The sequence below is a fragment of the Bradyrhizobium murdochi genome (assembly GCF_000472965.1).
In the GTDB taxonomy this organism is placed as follows: domain Bacteria; phylum Pseudomonadota; class Alphaproteobacteria; order Rhizobiales; family Xanthobacteraceae; genus Bradyrhizobium; species Bradyrhizobium murdochi.
In genome coordinates, this window is sequence record NZ_KI421483.1 from 1 (window position 1) to 17,270 (window position 17,270).

A 17,270-nucleotide genomic window follows, 5' to 3' on the forward strand; every position below is an offset into this window, starting at 1 on the left:
CCCGCCACCACCCCGCGCAGACTGTCGTTCCTGCTCAGCTGCGCGTAGATCAGCGCCACCAGATGATCCCAGCTCTTGAATGACTTGTCGTAGGCATCCCCGCCCAGACGATCCACAACTGTCTGAAACTGCCGCCGATTGATCGGTTCAAGGAGCCTTCCAAAAATGCTATCGCGAAATCGCATGCTCGGCCTTCTGTGTCTCGACAACCAGAAAAGGCCGATTTGCCTCGGTCTCGCCGAGCATGCACCGCGACATAGTGAATCATTCCCCGGACAGCCCTGCCGCAAGCGGGACAGGGAGCGCACCTTCTTCTTGGTCGCAATCAAATCTGATTTCATCATGTTCTAGCGCGGCGCCATGCGAAGCGCTGCATCGAGCCGCACCACTTCGCCGTTCAAATAGGGGTTGTCGATCATGTGCAGCGCCAGCGAGGCAAACTCGTCGGCCTGGCCGAGGCGGCGCGGGAACGGGATCGAGGCGGCAAGCGAATCCTGCGCTTCCTGCGGCAGGTTGGCGAGCAGCGGCGTGAGGAACAGGCCCGGCGCGATCGTCAGCACGCGAATGCCGAACTGCGCCAGTTCGCGCGCGATCGGCAGCGTCATGGCGACGATGCCGCCCTTGGAAGCCGAATAAGCCGACTGACCGATCTGGCCGTCATAGGCCGCGACCGAGGCGGTCGAGATCACCACGCCGCGCTCGCCGGTCGCAAGCGGCTCGAGCTTCGACATCGGAGCTGTCGCCAACCGCAGCATGTTGAACGAGCCGATCAGGTTGACCTTGATCACCTTATCGAAATCGCCGAGCGCCATCGGGCCGTCCTTGCCGATCACGCGCTTGGCGACGCCGATGCCGGCGCAGTTCACCAGTACGCGCGCCGGACCATGGGCCGCCGCCGCCTTGGCGATCGCGGCTTCCGCGGAGGCGGCATCGGAAACGTCGCAGATCAGGGCGACGCCGCCGATCTCGGCCGCGACGGCCTCTGCTAGGTTGGCGTTGAGATCGCAGACTGCAACCTTGGCGCCTTGCGCCGCGAGGCGGCGCGCGGTCGCCGCGCCCAATCCCGATGCGCCGCCGGTGACGATGGCGGCCTGGTCCTTCAACTGCATGGTGCTCTCCCTGACAAGCTTTGCGCGAATTCGGTTACGGCGTGATCACCTGCGCTGGTGGCACGGACGAATAGATCTCCTCGATCAGCGCACTGCGGTTCTCCAGAACAGCGCGCTGGTTAATCGAGCCCTTGTCGGTGACCTCGCCGCGATCGATCGACAGCGGCGTATCGAGCAGCACCGCGCGCGTGATCCGGGTCGACGATCCGGTTGCGTCCACAACGAGCTTCTTAAAGCGTTCGCGGAAGGCGGCGACGATCAGCGGATCGGACGCCGCGGTGGCCAGGTCGTCATGCGGAAGCGTTGGATTGATCAGGCGGCAACCGTCGAGGTCGAGCACCACCAGCGCCGATATTTCGTCGCGGTTGATGCCGGCAATGACGACGTCCCGCACCAGCGGCGCGCAGGCCGCGACGAAGCGCGCCCGTAACGGGCCGACGCTGACCCAGGTGCCGCTGGCAAGCTTGAAGTCCTCGCCGATGCGGCCGTCGAAATCGAAGCCGGCGCCGAAATTATCTGGATCGGCCGGCTTGAGCGCGTCGCCCATCTTGTAGAAGCCTTCCTCATCGAAGGACTTCGCCGTCATATCAGGCTGACGCCAATAGCCGGGCATCACGTTCGGGCCCTTGGCGCGAACCTCCAGCTTGCCATTATTGGGCACGAGTTTCGCATCATTACCCAACACCGGCAGCCCGACATGGCCGGAGCGGCTGGTCATCGGATTGACCGACATGAAGAACGGCGCGGTCTCGGTGGCGCCAAGGCCGGTCAGCATCGGCACGCGATAGCCGGTTTCCTGGACCGACAGTTCGTCGAGGCTGTTCCAGACGAAGGCCGACAGCGCAGCGCCCGAGAAGAACATCGCATGGAGCCGCGCAAAGAATTTTTTGCGCAAGGCTGCATCGTCGCGCAGATAGGGTAATAGCGATTCATAACCCTTGGGCACGTTGAAATAGACCGTCGGCGAAATCTCCTGGAGATTGCGCACGGTCTCTTCAATACCGCCGGGCATCGGCTTGCCTTCGTCGAGATACATCGAGCCGCCATTGTAGAGCGTCAGCCCGATATTGTGATTGCCGCCGAAGGTGTGATTCCACGGCAGCCAATCGACGATGACCGGCGGCTCGTCCTTCAGGAACGCCAGCGTCTCACGCAGCATCACCTGATTGGCGCAGATCATGCGCTGGGTGTTGATCACGGCCTTCGGGTTGCCGGTCGAGCCCGACGTTAGCAGGAATTTGGCGATCGTGTCCGGGCCGATCGCCTCATGCGCCGCGTCGAGGCGCGGATGCAATGGCGTCGCCATCAGATCCGCAAGCGTCGTGACATCACGGCCGGGCACCGCACCGCGCGAGGCGACAATCTCGGTCCCGAACGATACATTGGCGGCGAGCGCATCGGTGAATTTCGTCGCGTCGTCGACGAACACGAGGCCGGGAGTCAACAGCTTCATCAGATAGCTGAGCTTGCCGTAGTCGCGTGATACCAGCGAATAGGCCGGCGATACCGGACAGAAGGGAATGCCGGCATAGAACGCGCCGAACGCGACGAGCGCATGATCGACCGAGTTGCCGGACAGGATGACGACCGGCTTCTCGGCCGAAAGTCCGCGCGCCAGCAGCGCAGACGCAATGTGCCGCGATAACGTCAGGAGCTCTGCATAGGTGATCTGCCGCCAGCCCCGTGCCGAGTTGCGTTCCGCCATGAAGACCCGGTCAGGCGCCGCTGCGGCCCAATGATGCAGGCGGTCGGTGATGCGCACCGGATAGTCGCGCAACTGCGCTTTCGGACGCAGGTAGATGGTGCCGTCGTCGCGGCGCTCGACATGCACCGCGGGCGTGCCGAACGAGATCGGGCGCAGCGGATGATCGGCGCGCGCGGCTGAATCGGTCGAGGCGGACACGCTGGGCTTGGCGCTCATGTCAGGTCGGCTTCACCTTTGCGGTCTTGTGGTCGAGAAACGCGCGAATGCGGCGCTTGGCCTCTTTATCGCTCTGCGCCACGGTTGCCATCAAGGATTCCATCAGCAGGCCGGTTTGTGGATTGGCCTCCGCGATCATCGGCAGCGCCTGCAGCACGGCAAAATTGGTCAGCGGCGCGTTCGCCGCCACCCGTTCCGCCAGTTCCAGCGCCTTCGGCAGCGCGCCGTCGGCCTCCGTGAGATATTGCGAGAAACCATAAGACGAGCCCTCGGTCGCCGAGTAGACGCGACCGGTGAGCATCATGTCGATCATCCGCGCCACCCCGATCAGCCGCGGCAGCCGCACCGATCCGCCGCCGCCGACGAAAATGCCGCGCTGGCCTTCGGGCAGCGCGAAATAGGCTGATGGTTCGGCAACGCGGATATGGGCGGCGCAGGCCAGCTCCAGCCCGCCGCCGATCACCGCGCCCTTTAGCGCCGCGATGACGGGAACGCGGCTATACTGGATGCGGTCGAACACCCGGTGCCACATCTGCGAATGGCGTAGGCCCTCGGTGGCGTCGTGCTCGGTCAGTTCGGACAGGTCAAGGCCGGAGGAGAAATGGTCGCCGACGCCATGGATGACCACCGCGCCTGTGCCATCAGGCAGATTGGAGAAGCAATCCTGGATCGCAAGGATGATGCCGTCGTTGAGCGCATTGCGCTTGGCCGGACGGTTAAGCCCCACGGTCAGCACCGCGCCCTTCTGCTCGATCTTGAGCAGGTCGGATTGACCCGCAGCGGCGGTGGAGGCGTTTCCCATGAGCGACTTTAGGTCCTGCGCAGAATAGTTATGTTTTATAACGATTTTGCTGGGCGGGAGTCAAGGCGGCTGACGCGATCACGACACTGCCGTCGTCCCTGCGAAAGCAGGGACCCATAACCACCGCTGCTGATCGTTGAGGGAAAGTCGTCGACCATCCCCGCAAGACAGCATCCGCCGCGGCGTATGGGTCCCTGCGTTCGCAGGGACGACGGGGATGGAGATAGTCGCGCTACAAAATATGACTCCGCGATCTCGCGACGCGTTGCGCCCGAGGTTTGCCCTCAACTTCCCGCCCTCTCGTTCAGAGGGCGCAGGGAAGACCGGGTGCGCGCCGCACCCGCGGTCTCGTGTGCAATTGCGCATAGAAAGAACGCACACGAGCATACAGGTACAGCGGGAGCATCCCGGCCTTCCCTGCGCAATGGCTTTACGGCTTACTTCGTGCTCTTCCCGGAGAACGGCTCTTTTGCCTCCGTCGCTGCGCAAATGGCTTCACGCAACTTAACGCCAGCACCGCGGCGCCCGAACCACACGACTTCGCCGTACGCTTCCGGCGCGCAACGTCTATCACGCCATCTGCGTCCATCGCATCTCACCGCGCATTCGTGACGTGGCCGACGCCCCTCATCTGCCGTGAGACAGGCGGAGTTATGCGACTGATTTAGGTGAGAACGAAAGCGGAATATTTTTGATTCCTGGACTTGACATGATTTCTGAAAATCAGAAGTGATTTGCCCGCGGGCAGCCACAGACAAAGTCACAGCGTGCCCACCATCAAGCAGCGCACACGACGATCGATGGTGGGCACGTCGCTAGCGCTCCTTTGCCCACCCTACAACTGCGATGTCTGCGAGCTCACCCTCCCCTGGAGGGGGAGGGTCGCCGCGGCTCAAAAGCCTCACAACACCTGATGCACGTCGATGACGACGTGGTCGGGGTGGCGGGCGGCGGAGGCGATGAAGAGGTTTTGCATCAGCCGGTGATATTTCTCTGCGCCCGTCTCGAATCTCGGCACGGTGCGGAAATAGATCAGTTTTGGATCGACCGGCTCGCCGCGCTTGAGCTTCTGTAGCAGTTCGACCGGGCCGAAGCGCAGGCCCTTGTTCTCGACATAGACCACCGCGCCGTCGTCGGTCTCGAAGGCGTACTTTGCTTCCAGCTCGATCAGCTCGTTCGGGCGGATGATCTGGAAGTCGGCGCCAAAGGCGCAGACCTTGCCGTTGATTTCGCCCTTCACCTCGCCGCCGATGATCGGAATGATCCGGCGCACGCCGGTGCCGATCTCGCCGGCCGAGGTCACCTCGCCGATCCGCACGGTGATGGTGAAGACGTATCTGGTCTCAAGCTGCGGGGTCATCGGATCACCCTATTTTTACTGCGTCATAGCCGCTCACATCCCTCATCCTGAGGAGCCGCGGAGCGGCGTCTCGAAGGATGTAGGCCACAGACGGGGCCTCATGGTTCGAGACGCGCTTCGCGCTCCTCACCATGAGGGAGACGCAGCACGACTATCCGGCCATGCGCTGCGGCAGCCACAGTGCCAGCAGAGGAAATGCGATCAGGATCACCAGCCGGATCAAGTCCGTCACCACGAAGGGCATCACGCCACGGAAGATCGTGGAGAACGACACGTCCTTGACGACGCTCTTGATGACAAAGACATTCATGCCGATCGGCGGAGAGATCAGGCCAAGTTCGACCGTCATCACGATGATGACACCGAACCAGATCGGATCAAAACCGAGATGCACGATCACCGGAAAGATGATCGGCACCGTCAGGATGATCATGGCCATGGCATCCATCAGGCAGCCCAGCACCAGATACATCACCATGATCAGCGCCAGAATGCCGTAGGGACCGAGCCCGAGGCCGGTGAGCAGCTCGGTGACCTTCTGCGGGGTCTGCGTCACCGTCAGGAAATAGCCGAAGATGAGCGCGCCGATCAGCACGGTGAACACCGCGGCTGCGGTGCGGGTCGCCTGCAGTAACGAACCCAGGATCTTTTCCTTGTCCAGCCTTCCCGTCAGTATGCCAATCAGGAACGCACCGGTGGCGCCGACGCCGCCTGCCTCCGTCGGCGTAAAGCGCGGCAGAAATGGCAGGCCGTACAGCCCACCGATCACGAAGATGAACAGCAGCACCGGCGCCCAGATGTTCTTCAGGCCGGCCAAGCGCTCACGCCATTTGGTTTGCGGACCCGCCGGCAGGAAGTCCGGCCGGAACCAGCCGATCAGCGAAATCGTAAGCATGTACATCGCAATGGCGAGCAGGCCGGGGATGATGCCGGCGATGAACAGCTTGCCGATGTCCTGCTCGGTGATGATGCCGTAGACGGCGAGCACCGTCGATGGCGGCAACATGGCGCCTAACGTGCCGCCGGCCGCGATCACGCCGGTTGCAAAGGATTGCGGATAGCCATAGCGCCGCATTTCCGGATAGGCGACGGCCGAGAACGTCGCGGCGGTCGCCACTGACGAGCCGCAGATTGCGGCAAAACCGCCGCAGGCCCCGACGGTAGCAATGCCAAGCCCGCCGCGCAGATGCCCGACAAAGCCGTTGGCGGCGCGGAACAGTTCGCGGCTCATGCCGGAATTGCTGACGAACGCGCCCATCAAGAGGAACATCGGAATCACGCCGAAGGTGTAGTCGGTCACCGTGCGCATCGAGGTCTGGCCGACCATCTTGAGCGCCGGCGTGAAGCCGACCAGATAACCGAAGCCGCAGACGCCGACGAGGCCCATCGCCATGCCGACCGGCACGCGCAGCAGCATCAGCACGAAGAGCGCGACAAATCCCAGGACCGCGACGGTATCGGTGGTCATCCCGCCCTACTCCACGGTCTTGATCTTGGCGTCATGGATGTCTTCCGGATGGAAGACCAGACGCCAGGTGCGGATCGCGATCAGAAGCACCGCGGCGGCGTCGCCTGCCCAGGCGATCGCGAAGAACGGCCAGGTTGGCATATGCACTTCATACGTCAGGACGTTATCGTTGTAGGTGCCGCGCACCTTGTCGAACAGGGTATAGGTCTGCACGGTGACGACGAACAGCAGCACCAGTGTTGCGAACACGTCGATGATGCGCTGGTATCTCGGGCCGACATTGGCCCAGATCAGATCGACCGTGATATGGCCGCCGCGATAGCTGGTGGCCGCGATGCCCCAGAAGATCAGGATGCCGAGCAGCATGCGCCCGATGTCGAAGGAATCGGGGATCGCATAGTTGAAGGTGTTGCGCAGCAGGACGCCGATGAAGATGTTGAGCGCAACGATGCCGACAAAGCCGGCCGCGATCCATTCGATCGTGTCAATGAAACGATCCATCCACGCGCGATTCATGTCCGCTCCGAACGGCTGGCAATGGCAGGGAGGAGGCGGCGGCAGGAGATCCCTGCCGCCGGCAAGAGCGCTTGCGTTCTACTGCGCGAGCGCGTTGTACTTGGTGAGCGAGGCCTTGAGCTCGGCCAACGCCGCGTCCGGGTCGCCGCCATTCTTCTTGACGCTCTCGCCCCAGGTCTTGACCAGCGGCTCGGCCGCCTTCTTCCATTGCGCGGTCTGCTCCGGCGTCAGCTTATAGACCTCGTGACCCGACATCGCCTTGATCTTCTCGACGCCGGCATCCTCATACTTGCCCCAGGGTTCGCCGACGCGGCCGGCGGCTTCCGTGTTGCAATTGTTGTCGATCGCCTTCTTTTGCTTGTCGGACATCTGGTTGTACTTGTCCTTGTTCATCACGAAGGCAAAGGTCGTGACGTAGATCGGCGCTTCGATGTGATACTTCGTCACCTTGTCGATGCCGAACAGCACGACCGACCCCCACGGGAAGGTAACGGAGTCGGCGACGCCGCGTTCGATGATGTCGCGGACCTCAGGCGCCGAGGACTGCACGTTGGTGCCGCCGAGCTGGGTGACGAAATTCGCCATGGTGGCGTGGGCGGGCCGGACCTTCATGCCCTTGATGTCATCGGGCGTGACGATTTTCTTCGTCCGGGAATGGAAAGTCGACGGCGAATGGATGAAGGCCAGGCAGAACTTGACGTCCTTCATCTCCTTCTCGGCATATTTGCGATACCAGGCGTCGAGCGCCATCGAGCCGCCCTTGGCGTCCGACATCAGGAAGGGCAATTCACCGGCGCCGATCAGTGGAAACCGCCCCGGCTGATAGCCCGGGTTGATGTAGGTGACATCGGCGATGCCGTCGCGCGCCATGTCGTAATGATCGAATGCCTTGCCGAGCTGCTGCGCCGGGAACACCTTGGACTTGATGGTGCCGCCGGATTCCTTCTCGACCGCCGCACCCCATTCCTCCAGCGCCTTCTGCAGCGGATGCGAGGCCGGCACCCAATGCGACAGCTTCAGTTCGAAGGTTTTTTCCTGCGCCAGCGCAGGCGTCACGCTGGCGGCCAGCAGCATCGCCAGAAATGCTTTCCTCATCGGCATCCTCTCCCTCGGCACGCGGGCTGTTCGATCGCCCGACCCTGTTAATTAACATGTTATCTAACTCGCCCGCCTTTTCAAGGCGAACGTTCAGCCGCGGCGTCTCCTCTTCCCCTGGTCGCCACGTGCACCGCCGCGAAGTACATTGATACTGTTTCGCGCCAATGTCCTTTGCCAAAACCGTTATATGATATAACTACCATTGCAAGATAACTACCATTGCAAGCCTGGGGGCAACCGCCGGCTTGAAACCTATAATACCGGGAGGAGCGGGTATTGAGGACAAAAGTCGCAATCATAGGTGCAGGTCCGGCAGGATTGTTGCTTGGGCAACTACTTCACCGCTACGGCGTCGATAACGTCATTCTCGAGCGCCAGACAGGCGAATATGTGCTCGGCCGCATCCGCGCCGGCCTGCTCGAGGAAGGCACGGTGGCGCTGCTCGACGAGGTCGGCGCCGGTGAGCGCGCCCATCGCGAGGGGCTGGTCCACCACGGTCTCGAACTCGCGTTCAGCGGCGCGCGGCACCGCATCGACTTGCACGGCGCCACCGGCAAGACCGTCATGATCTACGGCCAGACCGAGGTGACGCTCGACCTGATGAACGCGCGCAAGGCGGCCGGCCTCACCACCATCTACCAGGCCGCCGACGTCAAACCGCTCGATTTCGATACCGACCGCCCGCGCGTCAGCTACGTCAAGGACGGCGTCACCCACGAGATCGAATGCGACTTCATCGCCGGCTGCGACGGCTTTCATGGCGTCAGCCGCGCCAGCGTAAAGCCGTCCGCGATCCAGACCTTTGAACGGATCTATCCATTCGGCTGGCTCGGCATCCTCTCGGAGACGCCGCCGGTCAGCCCCGAGCTGATCTACTCGAACCATGCGCGCGGGTTCGCGCTCTGCACCATGCGCTCGACCCGGCGCAGCCGCTATTACGTGCAGTGTTCGCTCGACGATCATATCGACCAGTGGCCGGACGACCGCTTCTGGGACGAGCTGAAGCGCCGGATCGATCAGAAGGCGGCCGACGAACTCGTCACCGGCCCCTCGATCGAAAAAAGCATCGCACCGCTGCGCAGTTTCGTCGCCGAGCCGATGCGGTTCGGCCGGATGTTTTTGGCCGGCGACGCCTCCCACATCGTACCGCCGACCGGCGCCAAGGGCCTGAACCTCGCCGCCAGCGACGTGCATTACCTCTCGCAGGCGCTGCGCGAATATTACGACGAGAAATCCTCCGCCGGCATCGATGGCTATTCGGCGAAGGCCTTGTCGCGCGTCTGGAAGGCCGTGCGCTTCTCCTGGTGGATGACCTCGATGCTGCACAAATTCCCGGACCAGGGCGAATTCGGCGCACGGATTCAGCTCGCCGAGCTGGACTACGTCGTCAATTCGAAGGCAGCGTCCGCGTCGCTGTCGGAGAATTATGTCGGGCTGCCTTTTTAGACCAATCGTAGGGCTGCCGTTTTGATCCAACTTGTAGGGTGGGCAAAGGCGCTCTTCGCGCCGTGCCCACCATCAGGCGCTCCGCATAAAATGGTGGGCACGCTGCGCTTTGCCCACCCTACGGTCGCTTCGCCGTCATGCCATTTCAAACGCCTGTCGAAATCCCGTTTAAAACTTTGTAGGCGGTGACTTCGCAAGTGCGTTGCGTTCAATGATGGGAGAAATCATTACGCAGCGAGTTGCACATGACAGCCACCGACATTCCCCAAGGCTTCGAACCGCACACCCGCAAGAGCCCGCTTACCGATCCATGGGAGCCGCTCTATTCGAAGCGGACCGACAAGGCTGTCATCATCGGCTTGCGGCTAGCCAAACCGCACACCAACGCCCGCGGCATGATCCATGGCGGGCTTATCGCAGCGCTTGCCGACGGCGCCATGGGCCATAGCTGCGCCCATGTGATGGGCGGGGTACCGTCACTGGTGACGATCAGCCTCGCGGTCGATTTCGTCGGCACCGCGGAGGTCGGGCAGTGGCTCGCGGTCGAAAGCGAGGTGGTCAAGACCGGCAAGACGATCTGCTTCGCGCAGAGCCTGATCAAGGCCGACGACGCCGTGATCGCGCGGGCCAATGCGACGTTTCGCGTGGTGCCGAAGAAGGCATGATGTCATTCCGGGATGGTGCGCCAGCACCAGACCCGGAATGACATTACTACCCGAAATGCCAGTCGGCGATTTCGGTCACGAGATCGACGAAGGTGCGGACCTTGGCCGAGAGCAGCCGCGAGGTCGGATAGACGATGTGGATCGGCATCGCGGGCTGTTCGAACGGCGCGAGCACGATTCGGAGACGCCGCGCTTTCAGCGATTCGGCGGCCTGATAGGCCATCACCCGCGTCAGCCCGCCGTCCTGCTCGGCATACTGGATCGCAGCATCCGAGCTGTTGGTGGCAAAGCGCGGCGTGCTGGCGACGCGGATCTCGCGGCCGTCCTCAACGAAACGCCAGTCGAGCGCCGCCGTCATGGCGCCGAATTGGATCGTGTCATGCGCGGAGATGTCCCGTGGCCGCTGCGGCTCGCCGCGCGCCCGGAGATAGCCGGGCGACGCCACCACGATCCGCCGCATTTCGCCGACATGGCGCGCCACCAGCGTCGAGTCGGGCAGATGGCCGATCCGGACGGCGAGATCGACGCCGTCCTCGACGAGGTTGATCATGCGGTCGGACAAACGGAGATCGACGCCGACGTCGGGATAGCGCTTCAGGTAGGCGGTCACGATTGCGCTGACGTGCAGCCGGCCGAACCCGACCGGCGCCGAGATGACGAGCTGCCCCTCGGGGCGCGTGCGCTCGCCCGCGACGGCGCCCTCGGCCTCCTCGACGTCGGCAAGGATCCGCCGCGCCCGCTCCAGATAGCGTGAGCCGGCGTCGGTCAGCGTCACCTGCCGCGTCGTCCGCTGCAGCAGCCGCGCGCCGAGACGATCCTCCAGCGCCGCAATCAGCCGCGTCACGCCCGATGGCGACAGGCCGAGCTTGCGCGCCGCCGGGGCAAATCCCCGCAGGTCGGCCACCGCAACAAAGGCCTGCATCGCATCGAGCCGGTCCATCCCATTATTGCATATCCAGCAATAGTGAAGTGTCAATTCCAAAGATTGTTCAAGCTACGGAAACATCCATCTTAAAGCCCGAAGGACGATCGTTTAGGCGGTCCACGGGAGGCTCAGATGTCTGACGTTCACACCTATTCCAGCGACGTCGCCTTCACCCCGGCGGTAAAAGCGATCCAGACACGCAAGGGCTCGCGCGAGGCCTATGCCAGCGTCGAGGCGCGCGGCGGCTGGCGCGTCGAGATCGACGAAAACCTCGCCGGCTTCCTGGCGGAAACCACGAGCTTCTATCTCGCGACCGCTTCGGCCGACGGCCAGCCTTACATCCAGCACCGCGGCGGGCCGAAGGGTTTTGTCAAAATCCTCGACAAGAACACCATCGCGTTCGCCGACTACAGCGGCAATCGGCAGTACATCAGCCAGGGCAATCTATCGGAGAATCCGAAGGCACATATTTTCGTGATGGACTATGCGCATCGCCGGCGCGTGAAGATCTGGGGCGAGGCGCGCGTGGTGGAGGACGATCCGGCGCTGACGAAATCGCTGATGCCGCACGGCTACAAAGCGCGGCCTGAGCAGGTCATCCTGTTCAAGATTGCGGCGTGGGACACCAACTGCCCGCAGCACATTCCGCAGAAGTTCGATGCCGCCGACGTCGCGCAGGCGTTGGCCGTGCGCGACGCCCGCATTGCCGAACTTGAGAGCGAGCTGGCCGCTTTGCAGAGCCAGCCCGCTCCGGCAGGCTAAAGCGTTTTCAAGCGAAGTGGTACCGGTTCGCGTGAAGAAAACGCGTCAAACAAAAAGCCGTAATCAGGCGGCTTGCTGCTGCACCGGCGCCCAGGCGAATTCCGGATAGTACAGCAGCATCATCCGGTCGACATAGGCGGTGAGATTGGCGAACTGCTCCGTCCGCTGCCGCAGCGCCGACTCGAAGAACGGCGTCAGGATTCCGGCGAGCGCGCCGAACGCGGTTGCGTCCATGCCGCAGGGTGTTTCGCCCATCAAGAACGGCTTGTCGCCGAGCTGGACCGACAGCGCAAACAGCGAGCGGGCGGCAAGATCGATGTCCTCGTCCGGGGCGTGGCGGCCGAGGCCGCTGAGCAGGTAGTTCTCGGCGACGCGGAACTGGGCGTCCTCGCGCATCTTCTCGCGTAAGTGCGCCGGTGCGCTGTCGAAGAAGTGCGCAGGGCCCTTGGCAAAATTGTCGCCGTCGACCCAGCGCGCGCCGACCAGCGCCCAATAGATATGATGCTCGATCATCCGCTCGAATGCCCAGGCCTGCGCCCGCGCCTGCAGGCTGAGCGGCGCATCGAAGTCGAAACCATACTTGGCCTCCAGATGCGCGCGAATGAAGGTGGAATCGGCGATCGTCTCGGCCTCATCGACGATGTACGGCAACTGTCCCTTGGGCGAAGCCGGCGGCTTGGCCTTCTCCTTGCGATAGGCAAGACCGGCCATCTTGAGCTGGACCTCGGTCTTGGTCACAAAGGGGCTGATCTCCGGCAGGCCGAAGCCGGCACCGAAGCCGTAGACGGTAATCATGCTGGTCTCCCGATCTCAAAAAACGCTGGCCGAGGCTAGCGCCCCCCTGCTGCCACCATGGTGTCAGCAGCAGCAGTGCCGGCCGCCGCCTTCCTCCCGCGGCGAACGGGTCTTGCGCACCCACGACGCAAGCTGCTCTTGCGCCAGGGCGCACGCGGCGATGAGCGACCGCCATGCCAGCTCAACCATCGCCCAGCGCAGGTCGGTGGTGACGCAGTGGATGGAAACGAGCTGTTCCAATGCAAATCGATGGGCATTCACGAGAGGTCCGCGGCTTTGCCGGAAGCCGAATTCGGTGAAAATCGTCATGGACAAGTTCCCTTTAATTGAGGTGTTGTCCCGATATACAAAACCCCTGCTGCCAACATGCTGTCAGCATCGCGGGCTATCGATCAGGAAAAGAGACGAGCCATGAGACGGGCCGACCGGCTGTTTCAAATCATTCAGGTGCTCCGGCGCACCCGGAAGCCTTTGACCGCAGACGCAATCGCGGCGGAGCTGGAGACTTCGAAGCGAACCATCTACCGCGACATAACGACCCTGATCGAACAGCGCGTGCCGATCCGCGGCGAAGCCGGCGTCGGCTACATCCTGGAAAAGGGATTCGACCTGCCGCCCTTGATGCTCACGCCAGATGAGATCGAGGCCTGCGTGCTCGGCGCGCAATGGGTGGTCGGCCACGCCGACCCTGCATTGGCGCGCGCCGCTCAGGACCTGATGGCGAAAGTCGCCGAGACCGTGCCGGAGCGCTTGCGGCCATTCGTGCTGGAGCCGGCCAGCCGCGCCCGGCGGGCCTGGAACCGGGAGCCCGACCGCATCGACATGGTGCGGACGCGGGCGCAGATCCACGACGGCAAGAAGATCACGCTGAATTATCGCGACGAGCATGGCCGCGACAGCCAGCGCACGATCTGGCCGATCGCGGTCGGCTATCACGAGGCGGTGCGGATACTGGCGGCATGGTGCGAACTGCGGAAGGATTTTCGCAGCTTCCGCACCGACCGCGTCGTCGACGCGGTCTATCACGACGAAAAATATCCGGAACGGCGCGATATCTTGCGGGCGAAATGGCGGCGGAGCCTGGTCTGGGAGGCGCCAAAGGATACTTGAGGCCGGTCGCTGGCCGTCGCCGCCATTCCGGGCTAAACGCTGAAACATGCAAGGAATCGCCGCCGACAACCAAAGCCCCTGCCAAGCCTGTGGCGCCTGCTGCAGCTACTCGCAGAACTGGCCGCGTTTCACCACCGAGGACGATGCGGCGCTCGACCTGATCCCGGAACAATTCGTCAACGAACGGCTGTCGGGAATGCGCTGCGACGGCGATCGCTGTTCGGCGCTGTCAGGCAAGGTTGGCGAAGCGACGTCGTGCCTGGTCTACGCGGTGCGGCCCGAGGTGTGCCGGACCTGCATGCCCGGTGACGTGGAATGCGCGATGGCGCGAAACCGGCACGGATTGCCGATACTTCCCGTCGCCCCTTCCTAGTGCGCAATTGCGCACGGGCGCAGGGACACATACCGCTGATCTATCGATAGAGCAGAACGGCTGTCGCTCGATAACCAACCAAGGCCGGTGGTTATGGGTCCCTGCGTTCGCAGGGACGACGGAGAGTTTGGGTGTTTGTTTACGCGGTCACGGCTTCGGCAAAATCTTCGTCGTCGATCTCGTCCTCGATCGGCTTGAAGGTCGAGAGCGGTTTGGTCGAAAGGGTGATCGGCTTGCGGCCGTTAGATGACGACGAGGCGGAACGCGCGGCGGGTTCGCGCGACAGCGCGTAGAGCGTGGAGCCGACCCGGCCGCCGAAATAGATCAACTCGCGTTCGGTGCAGCTCGCGGCGATGGCGATGGCCAGCGCGTGGAGGTGGCTGCGGCGGTAGCAGAACAGTGCCAGCATGGCGCGGACGTCTGATGAAACGCTTTCCACCAGCAGCGACAGCCCATGCGGATTGGCGCGATACATCTCGCCCAGCAGCTCGTCCCGGACCGGACAGAAATCGTTCTCGAAGGCGTCGCGGCTTGAAAACATTGCGGGTTCTCCCTATCCGGAAGATGCCGCGTAATTCTCTAATGAAGGGTTAACCACCTGCACCAGTAGTGTTCCGGAGCGCTTGCCAGTGGCGCATGAACCGGAATCAGAACGTGATTCGCGCCAACGTGGGTGCGCATTCCGAATTCGGAGAAGATTGGACTGATGCCGCCAGGCGGGATCAGTTCGCCGCCATGAAAATCGCCAGGCCGAAACCGGTGAGATGATGCAGCGCCTGATCGACGCCGATCAGCGTCCAGAACCACGGATGCTCGTTCTCGAGCGTCACGCCGAACCGGGAGGCGATGATCCCCTTGAGGCGGTCGACGGTGATGTGAATGAAGAAATCGATAAACGCGACGAACCAGAATCTCGGCGCGACGATCAGGATCAACGCCAGCGATACCGCGAGGTGCACGAGGCAATGCGCGAGCAGCGGCATCGCCCAGCCGGTCTTTTGATCCTTGCCGATCGCCATCCAGGAAGTTTGCAGCATGAAATCGGCAATGACGTGCTTCACCGTGAGAAGCAGCATCCATCCGATCAGCGCACCTACCGGGATCGAGGACGACATCGAAGGAAACAACAAAGCTGACGCCCTTTGGCTGGGACTGACGAGATGGCGAAAAACCGGGGCCTAGGCTGTCAGCGCAATGTTCTTGTCAAACCCGGACTATTCGAACGTTGCATTATTTATGACATCTCCCGCGGCGGAATGCACCTGTGGGTAGTCTGAAAATCGCACGGTGTGGCGGAACTGCGATACTGCGGCAACCTCGCGCAGCGTGGTCCCGGGGGTAAGGTTACCCGGCCGGCGCGGTTTGCAATCCCATGGGAGAGGGCTATCATCGGCCGGCGGGCAAAATTATCATCCTTTTGTATATATTTACGAATTCATTCGGACGGCCCGCGGCGCCAGCTCGGCCGGCGACACGTCCCTGATCCCCGGGTACGAGCCATGAGTGCTGAAGCCGCAACGCCGCATCCGAAAATGCCGCGTCGCCGCATGCGGGCCGTCAAAAGCAACCGGACCCAGATCCTGCTGTTTTCCATCCTGACGCTAGTCCTGACCGCCGCGGTGGTGTGGGGTGGCCGGACGCTGCTGCGCAATTCCGAGACGCTGGTATTTGCCGTCGGTGATACCAGCGGCCCGGAGGCGCGCTTCGCGGCCGGGCTGGCGACGGTGCTGAAGAACAACTCCTCTCGGCTGCGGCTCAAGATCGTGCCCAACGGCGACAATGCCAAGGCGTTGTCGCAGTTCGACCGCAAGGAAGCCCACCTTGCGATCTTGCGCACCGACGCCAGGATTCCGCCCCGCGCCCGCGCGCTGGCGATCCTCGAACACGACCTGCTGTTGCTGATCAGCCCGAACGGCAAGAAAATCAAATCCATCGCGGAGCTGAAGAAAAAGAAAATCGCCGTTGTCGCCGACAACGAGAGCGGGGCTGCGCTGGTACGCAACATTCTCGAGCTCTCCGACAACCCGGATGCGGCGGCGCGGGTCCAGATGGCTCCGCCGGGCGCGACCTTCGACCAATTGTTCGCCGCGGGTTTCGGCGCCGTGATCAAGATCGCGCACGCCTCGCAGATCGTAAAGGACAAGAGTTACGCGCAATATGCCAGACGCGGCAGCTTCACACTGAACGCGATCGATTCGGCGAAAGCGATCGCGAGGAAGTACCCGGCGATCTCGGAGGAGACGGTAGCGACCGGAATGCTGTCCGCCTCCCCCGCCGTCCCTGCGGAAGACGTTGAGACGATCGGGCTCGAATGGCTGCTGGTCGCCCAATCCAGGCTCTCGACCACCACCGTCGGCGATCTTGCGCGGATCATCTACGAGAACAAGGCCGAGCTTGCGCTACCCGACGGCTTCGCCTCCAAGATCGAGCCCGCAGAGACCGACAAGGACGCCTTCGTCGTGGCGCATCCGGGCGCTGCCGAATACATCAACGACGAAACCAAGTCCTTTGTCGAGCGCTACAGCGATTTGATGTATGTGGCGCTATTGGCGCTCAGCATCATCGGCTCCATCTTTGCCGCCATCTACGCCAAGGTCACCCGGATCGCACCGGAAAAGGCCAGCCAGCTCGCGACCGCGATTCTCGATATCGGCGAACGTGTCGAATACGCCAACTCGCTCGACGCGCTCGACGAACTGCAGGACGAGCTGGAAGCGATCCTGCGCGGCGTGGTGATCGGCTTGCGCGACGGCACCATCAGTAGCGATGGGCTGGATACCTTCAAGCTCGGCTATGAATTCGTGCGCGACGAAATCGGCCTGCGCCGCGAACATCTCAAGCGACATGCCGCGCATGATCATCCGCAGGACGACAAGGTCGTGGTCGTGAAGACCGCGCAGAGCGCGTAAGCTCGATCTCT

Annotated in this window: 19 protein-coding genes; 6 read left to right on the top strand and 13 right to left on the bottom strand. The window is 62.7% G+C overall.

Translation table 11 applies throughout. The features are described 5' to 3' along the window. From YUO_RS47470 to YUO_RS0137700, 8 genes are all read right to left on the bottom strand, one after another. On the bottom strand, positions 1-185 hold a 185-nt coding region (locus YUO_RS47470; protein ID WP_035725689.1), incomplete at its 3' end, for a DUF4372 domain-containing protein. 162 nt (positions 186-347) lie between these two features. Next, on the bottom strand, positions 348-1,109 hold the full coding sequence (locus tag YUO_RS0137670; RefSeq protein ID WP_028351713.1) for an SDR family NAD(P)-dependent oxidoreductase: 762 nt from the start codon (positions 1,107-1,109) through the stop codon (positions 348-350). A gap of 34 nt (positions 1,110-1,143) precedes the next feature. Next, positions 1,144-3,030 carry a feruloyl-CoA synthase gene (locus tag YUO_RS0137675; protein ID WP_028351714.1) on the bottom strand — a complete coding sequence of 629 codons (1,887 nt, stop codon included), beginning with the start codon at positions 3,028-3,030 and terminating at the stop codon, positions 1,144-1,146. A 1-nt stretch (position 3,031) separates the two neighbouring features. Then, a complete protein-coding gene (locus YUO_RS0137680; protein ID WP_028351715.1) occupies positions 3,032-3,832 on the bottom strand; it encodes a crotonase/enoyl-CoA hydratase family protein in 801 nt (266 codons plus the stop codon). Between the two features lie 901 nt (positions 3,833-4,733). Further along, positions 4,734-5,192 (bottom strand): DUF3237 domain-containing protein, encoded by a 459-nt coding sequence (locus tag YUO_RS0137685; protein ID WP_028351716.1) that lies wholly within the window; start codon positions 5,190-5,192, stop codon positions 4,734-4,736. A 151-nt stretch (positions 5,193-5,343) separates the two neighbouring features. Next, the gene (locus YUO_RS0137690) at positions 5,344-6,660 is read right to left on the bottom strand and encodes a TRAP transporter large permease (protein WP_028351717.1); all 1,317 of its coding nucleotides are present in this window, start codon (positions 6,658-6,660) and stop codon (positions 5,344-5,346) included. A gap of 6 nt (positions 6,661-6,666) precedes the next feature. Continuing rightward, positions 6,667-7,176: a TRAP transporter small permease gene (locus YUO_RS0137695; protein ID WP_028351718.1), complete on the bottom strand. Its 510-nt coding sequence runs from the start codon at positions 7,174-7,176 to the stop codon at positions 6,667-6,669. Positions 7,177-7,254: 78 nt separating this feature from the next. Further along, a complete protein-coding gene (locus tag YUO_RS0137700; RefSeq protein WP_028351719.1) occupies positions 7,255-8,271 on the bottom strand; it encodes a TRAP transporter substrate-binding protein in 1,017 nt (338 codons plus the stop codon). Positions 8,272-8,550: 279 nt separating this feature from the next. On the opposite strand from YUO_RS0137700, the gene pobA reads away from it, so the two are divergent. Both pobA and YUO_RS0137710 read left to right on the top strand, forming a co-directional pair. Further along, entirely contained in the window at positions 8,551-9,720 is a 1,170-nt protein-coding gene (gene pobA, locus YUO_RS0137705; RefSeq protein ID WP_028351720.1) for a 4-hydroxybenzoate 3-monooxygenase, read from the top strand. Between the two features lie 245 nt (positions 9,721-9,965). Next, positions 9,966-10,385: a PaaI family thioesterase gene (locus YUO_RS0137710; protein ID WP_028351721.1), complete on the top strand. Its 420-nt coding sequence runs from the start codon at positions 9,966-9,968 to the stop codon at positions 10,383-10,385. A gap of 46 nt (positions 10,386-10,431) precedes the next feature. On the opposite strand, the gene YUO_RS0137715 is transcribed toward YUO_RS0137710, so the two are convergent. Beyond that, positions 10,432-11,325 (bottom strand): LysR family transcriptional regulator, encoded by an 894-nt coding sequence (locus YUO_RS0137715; protein ID WP_028351722.1) that lies wholly within the window; start codon positions 11,323-11,325, stop codon positions 10,432-10,434. 117 nt (positions 11,326-11,442) lie between these two features. Here YUO_RS0137715 and YUO_RS0137720 point away from each other — a divergent pair, with 117 nt between their 5' ends. Next, entirely contained in the window at positions 11,443-12,072 is a 630-nt protein-coding gene (locus tag YUO_RS0137720) for a pyridoxamine 5'-phosphate oxidase family protein (RefSeq protein WP_028351723.1), read from the top strand. 63 nt (positions 12,073-12,135) lie between these two features. On the opposite strand, the gene YUO_RS0137725 is transcribed toward YUO_RS0137720, so the two are convergent. After that, a complete protein-coding gene (locus YUO_RS0137725; RefSeq protein WP_028351724.1) occupies positions 12,136-12,867 on the bottom strand; it encodes a glutathione S-transferase family protein in 732 nt (243 codons plus the stop codon). Between the two features lie 63 nt (positions 12,868-12,930). Next, the gene (locus YUO_RS0137730; RefSeq protein ID WP_028351725.1) at positions 12,931-13,176 is read right to left on the bottom strand and encodes a hypothetical protein; all 246 of its coding nucleotides are present in this window, start codon (positions 13,174-13,176) and stop codon (positions 12,931-12,933) included. A 102-nt stretch (positions 13,177-13,278) separates the two neighbouring features. On the opposite strand from YUO_RS0137730, the gene YUO_RS0137735 reads away from it, so the two are divergent. Beyond that, the gene (locus tag YUO_RS0137735) at positions 13,279-13,977 is read left to right on the top strand and encodes a helix-turn-helix transcriptional regulator (RefSeq protein ID WP_028351726.1); all 699 of its coding nucleotides are present in this window, start codon (positions 13,279-13,281) and stop codon (positions 13,975-13,977) included. Between the two features lie 46 nt (positions 13,978-14,023). Next, positions 14,024-14,350 carry a YkgJ family cysteine cluster protein gene (locus YUO_RS0137740; protein WP_028351727.1) on the top strand — a complete coding sequence of 109 codons (327 nt, stop codon included), beginning with the start codon at positions 14,024-14,026 and terminating at the stop codon, positions 14,348-14,350. A gap of 139 nt (positions 14,351-14,489) precedes the next feature. Here YUO_RS0137740 and YUO_RS0137745 read toward each other — a convergent pair whose 3' ends face one another. Together YUO_RS0137745 and YUO_RS0137750 are read right to left on the bottom strand one after the other, a co-directional pair. After that, the gene (locus YUO_RS0137745) at positions 14,490-14,891 is read right to left on the bottom strand and encodes a hypothetical protein (protein WP_028351728.1); all 402 of its coding nucleotides are present in this window, start codon (positions 14,889-14,891) and stop codon (positions 14,490-14,492) included. 181 nt (positions 14,892-15,072) lie between these two features. Further along, on the bottom strand, positions 15,073-15,426 hold the full coding sequence (locus YUO_RS0137750; protein WP_083754910.1) for a DUF3307 domain-containing protein: 354 nt from the start codon (positions 15,424-15,426) through the stop codon (positions 15,073-15,075). A 423-nt stretch (positions 15,427-15,849) separates the two neighbouring features. On the opposite strand from YUO_RS0137750, the gene YUO_RS0137755 reads away from it, so the two are divergent. Continuing rightward, positions 15,850-17,259 carry a TAXI family TRAP transporter solute-binding subunit gene (locus tag YUO_RS0137755; protein ID WP_028351730.1) on the top strand — a complete coding sequence of 470 codons (1,410 nt, stop codon included), beginning with the start codon at positions 15,850-15,852 and terminating at the stop codon, positions 17,257-17,259. Positions 17,260-17,270: the final 11 nt, after the last annotated feature.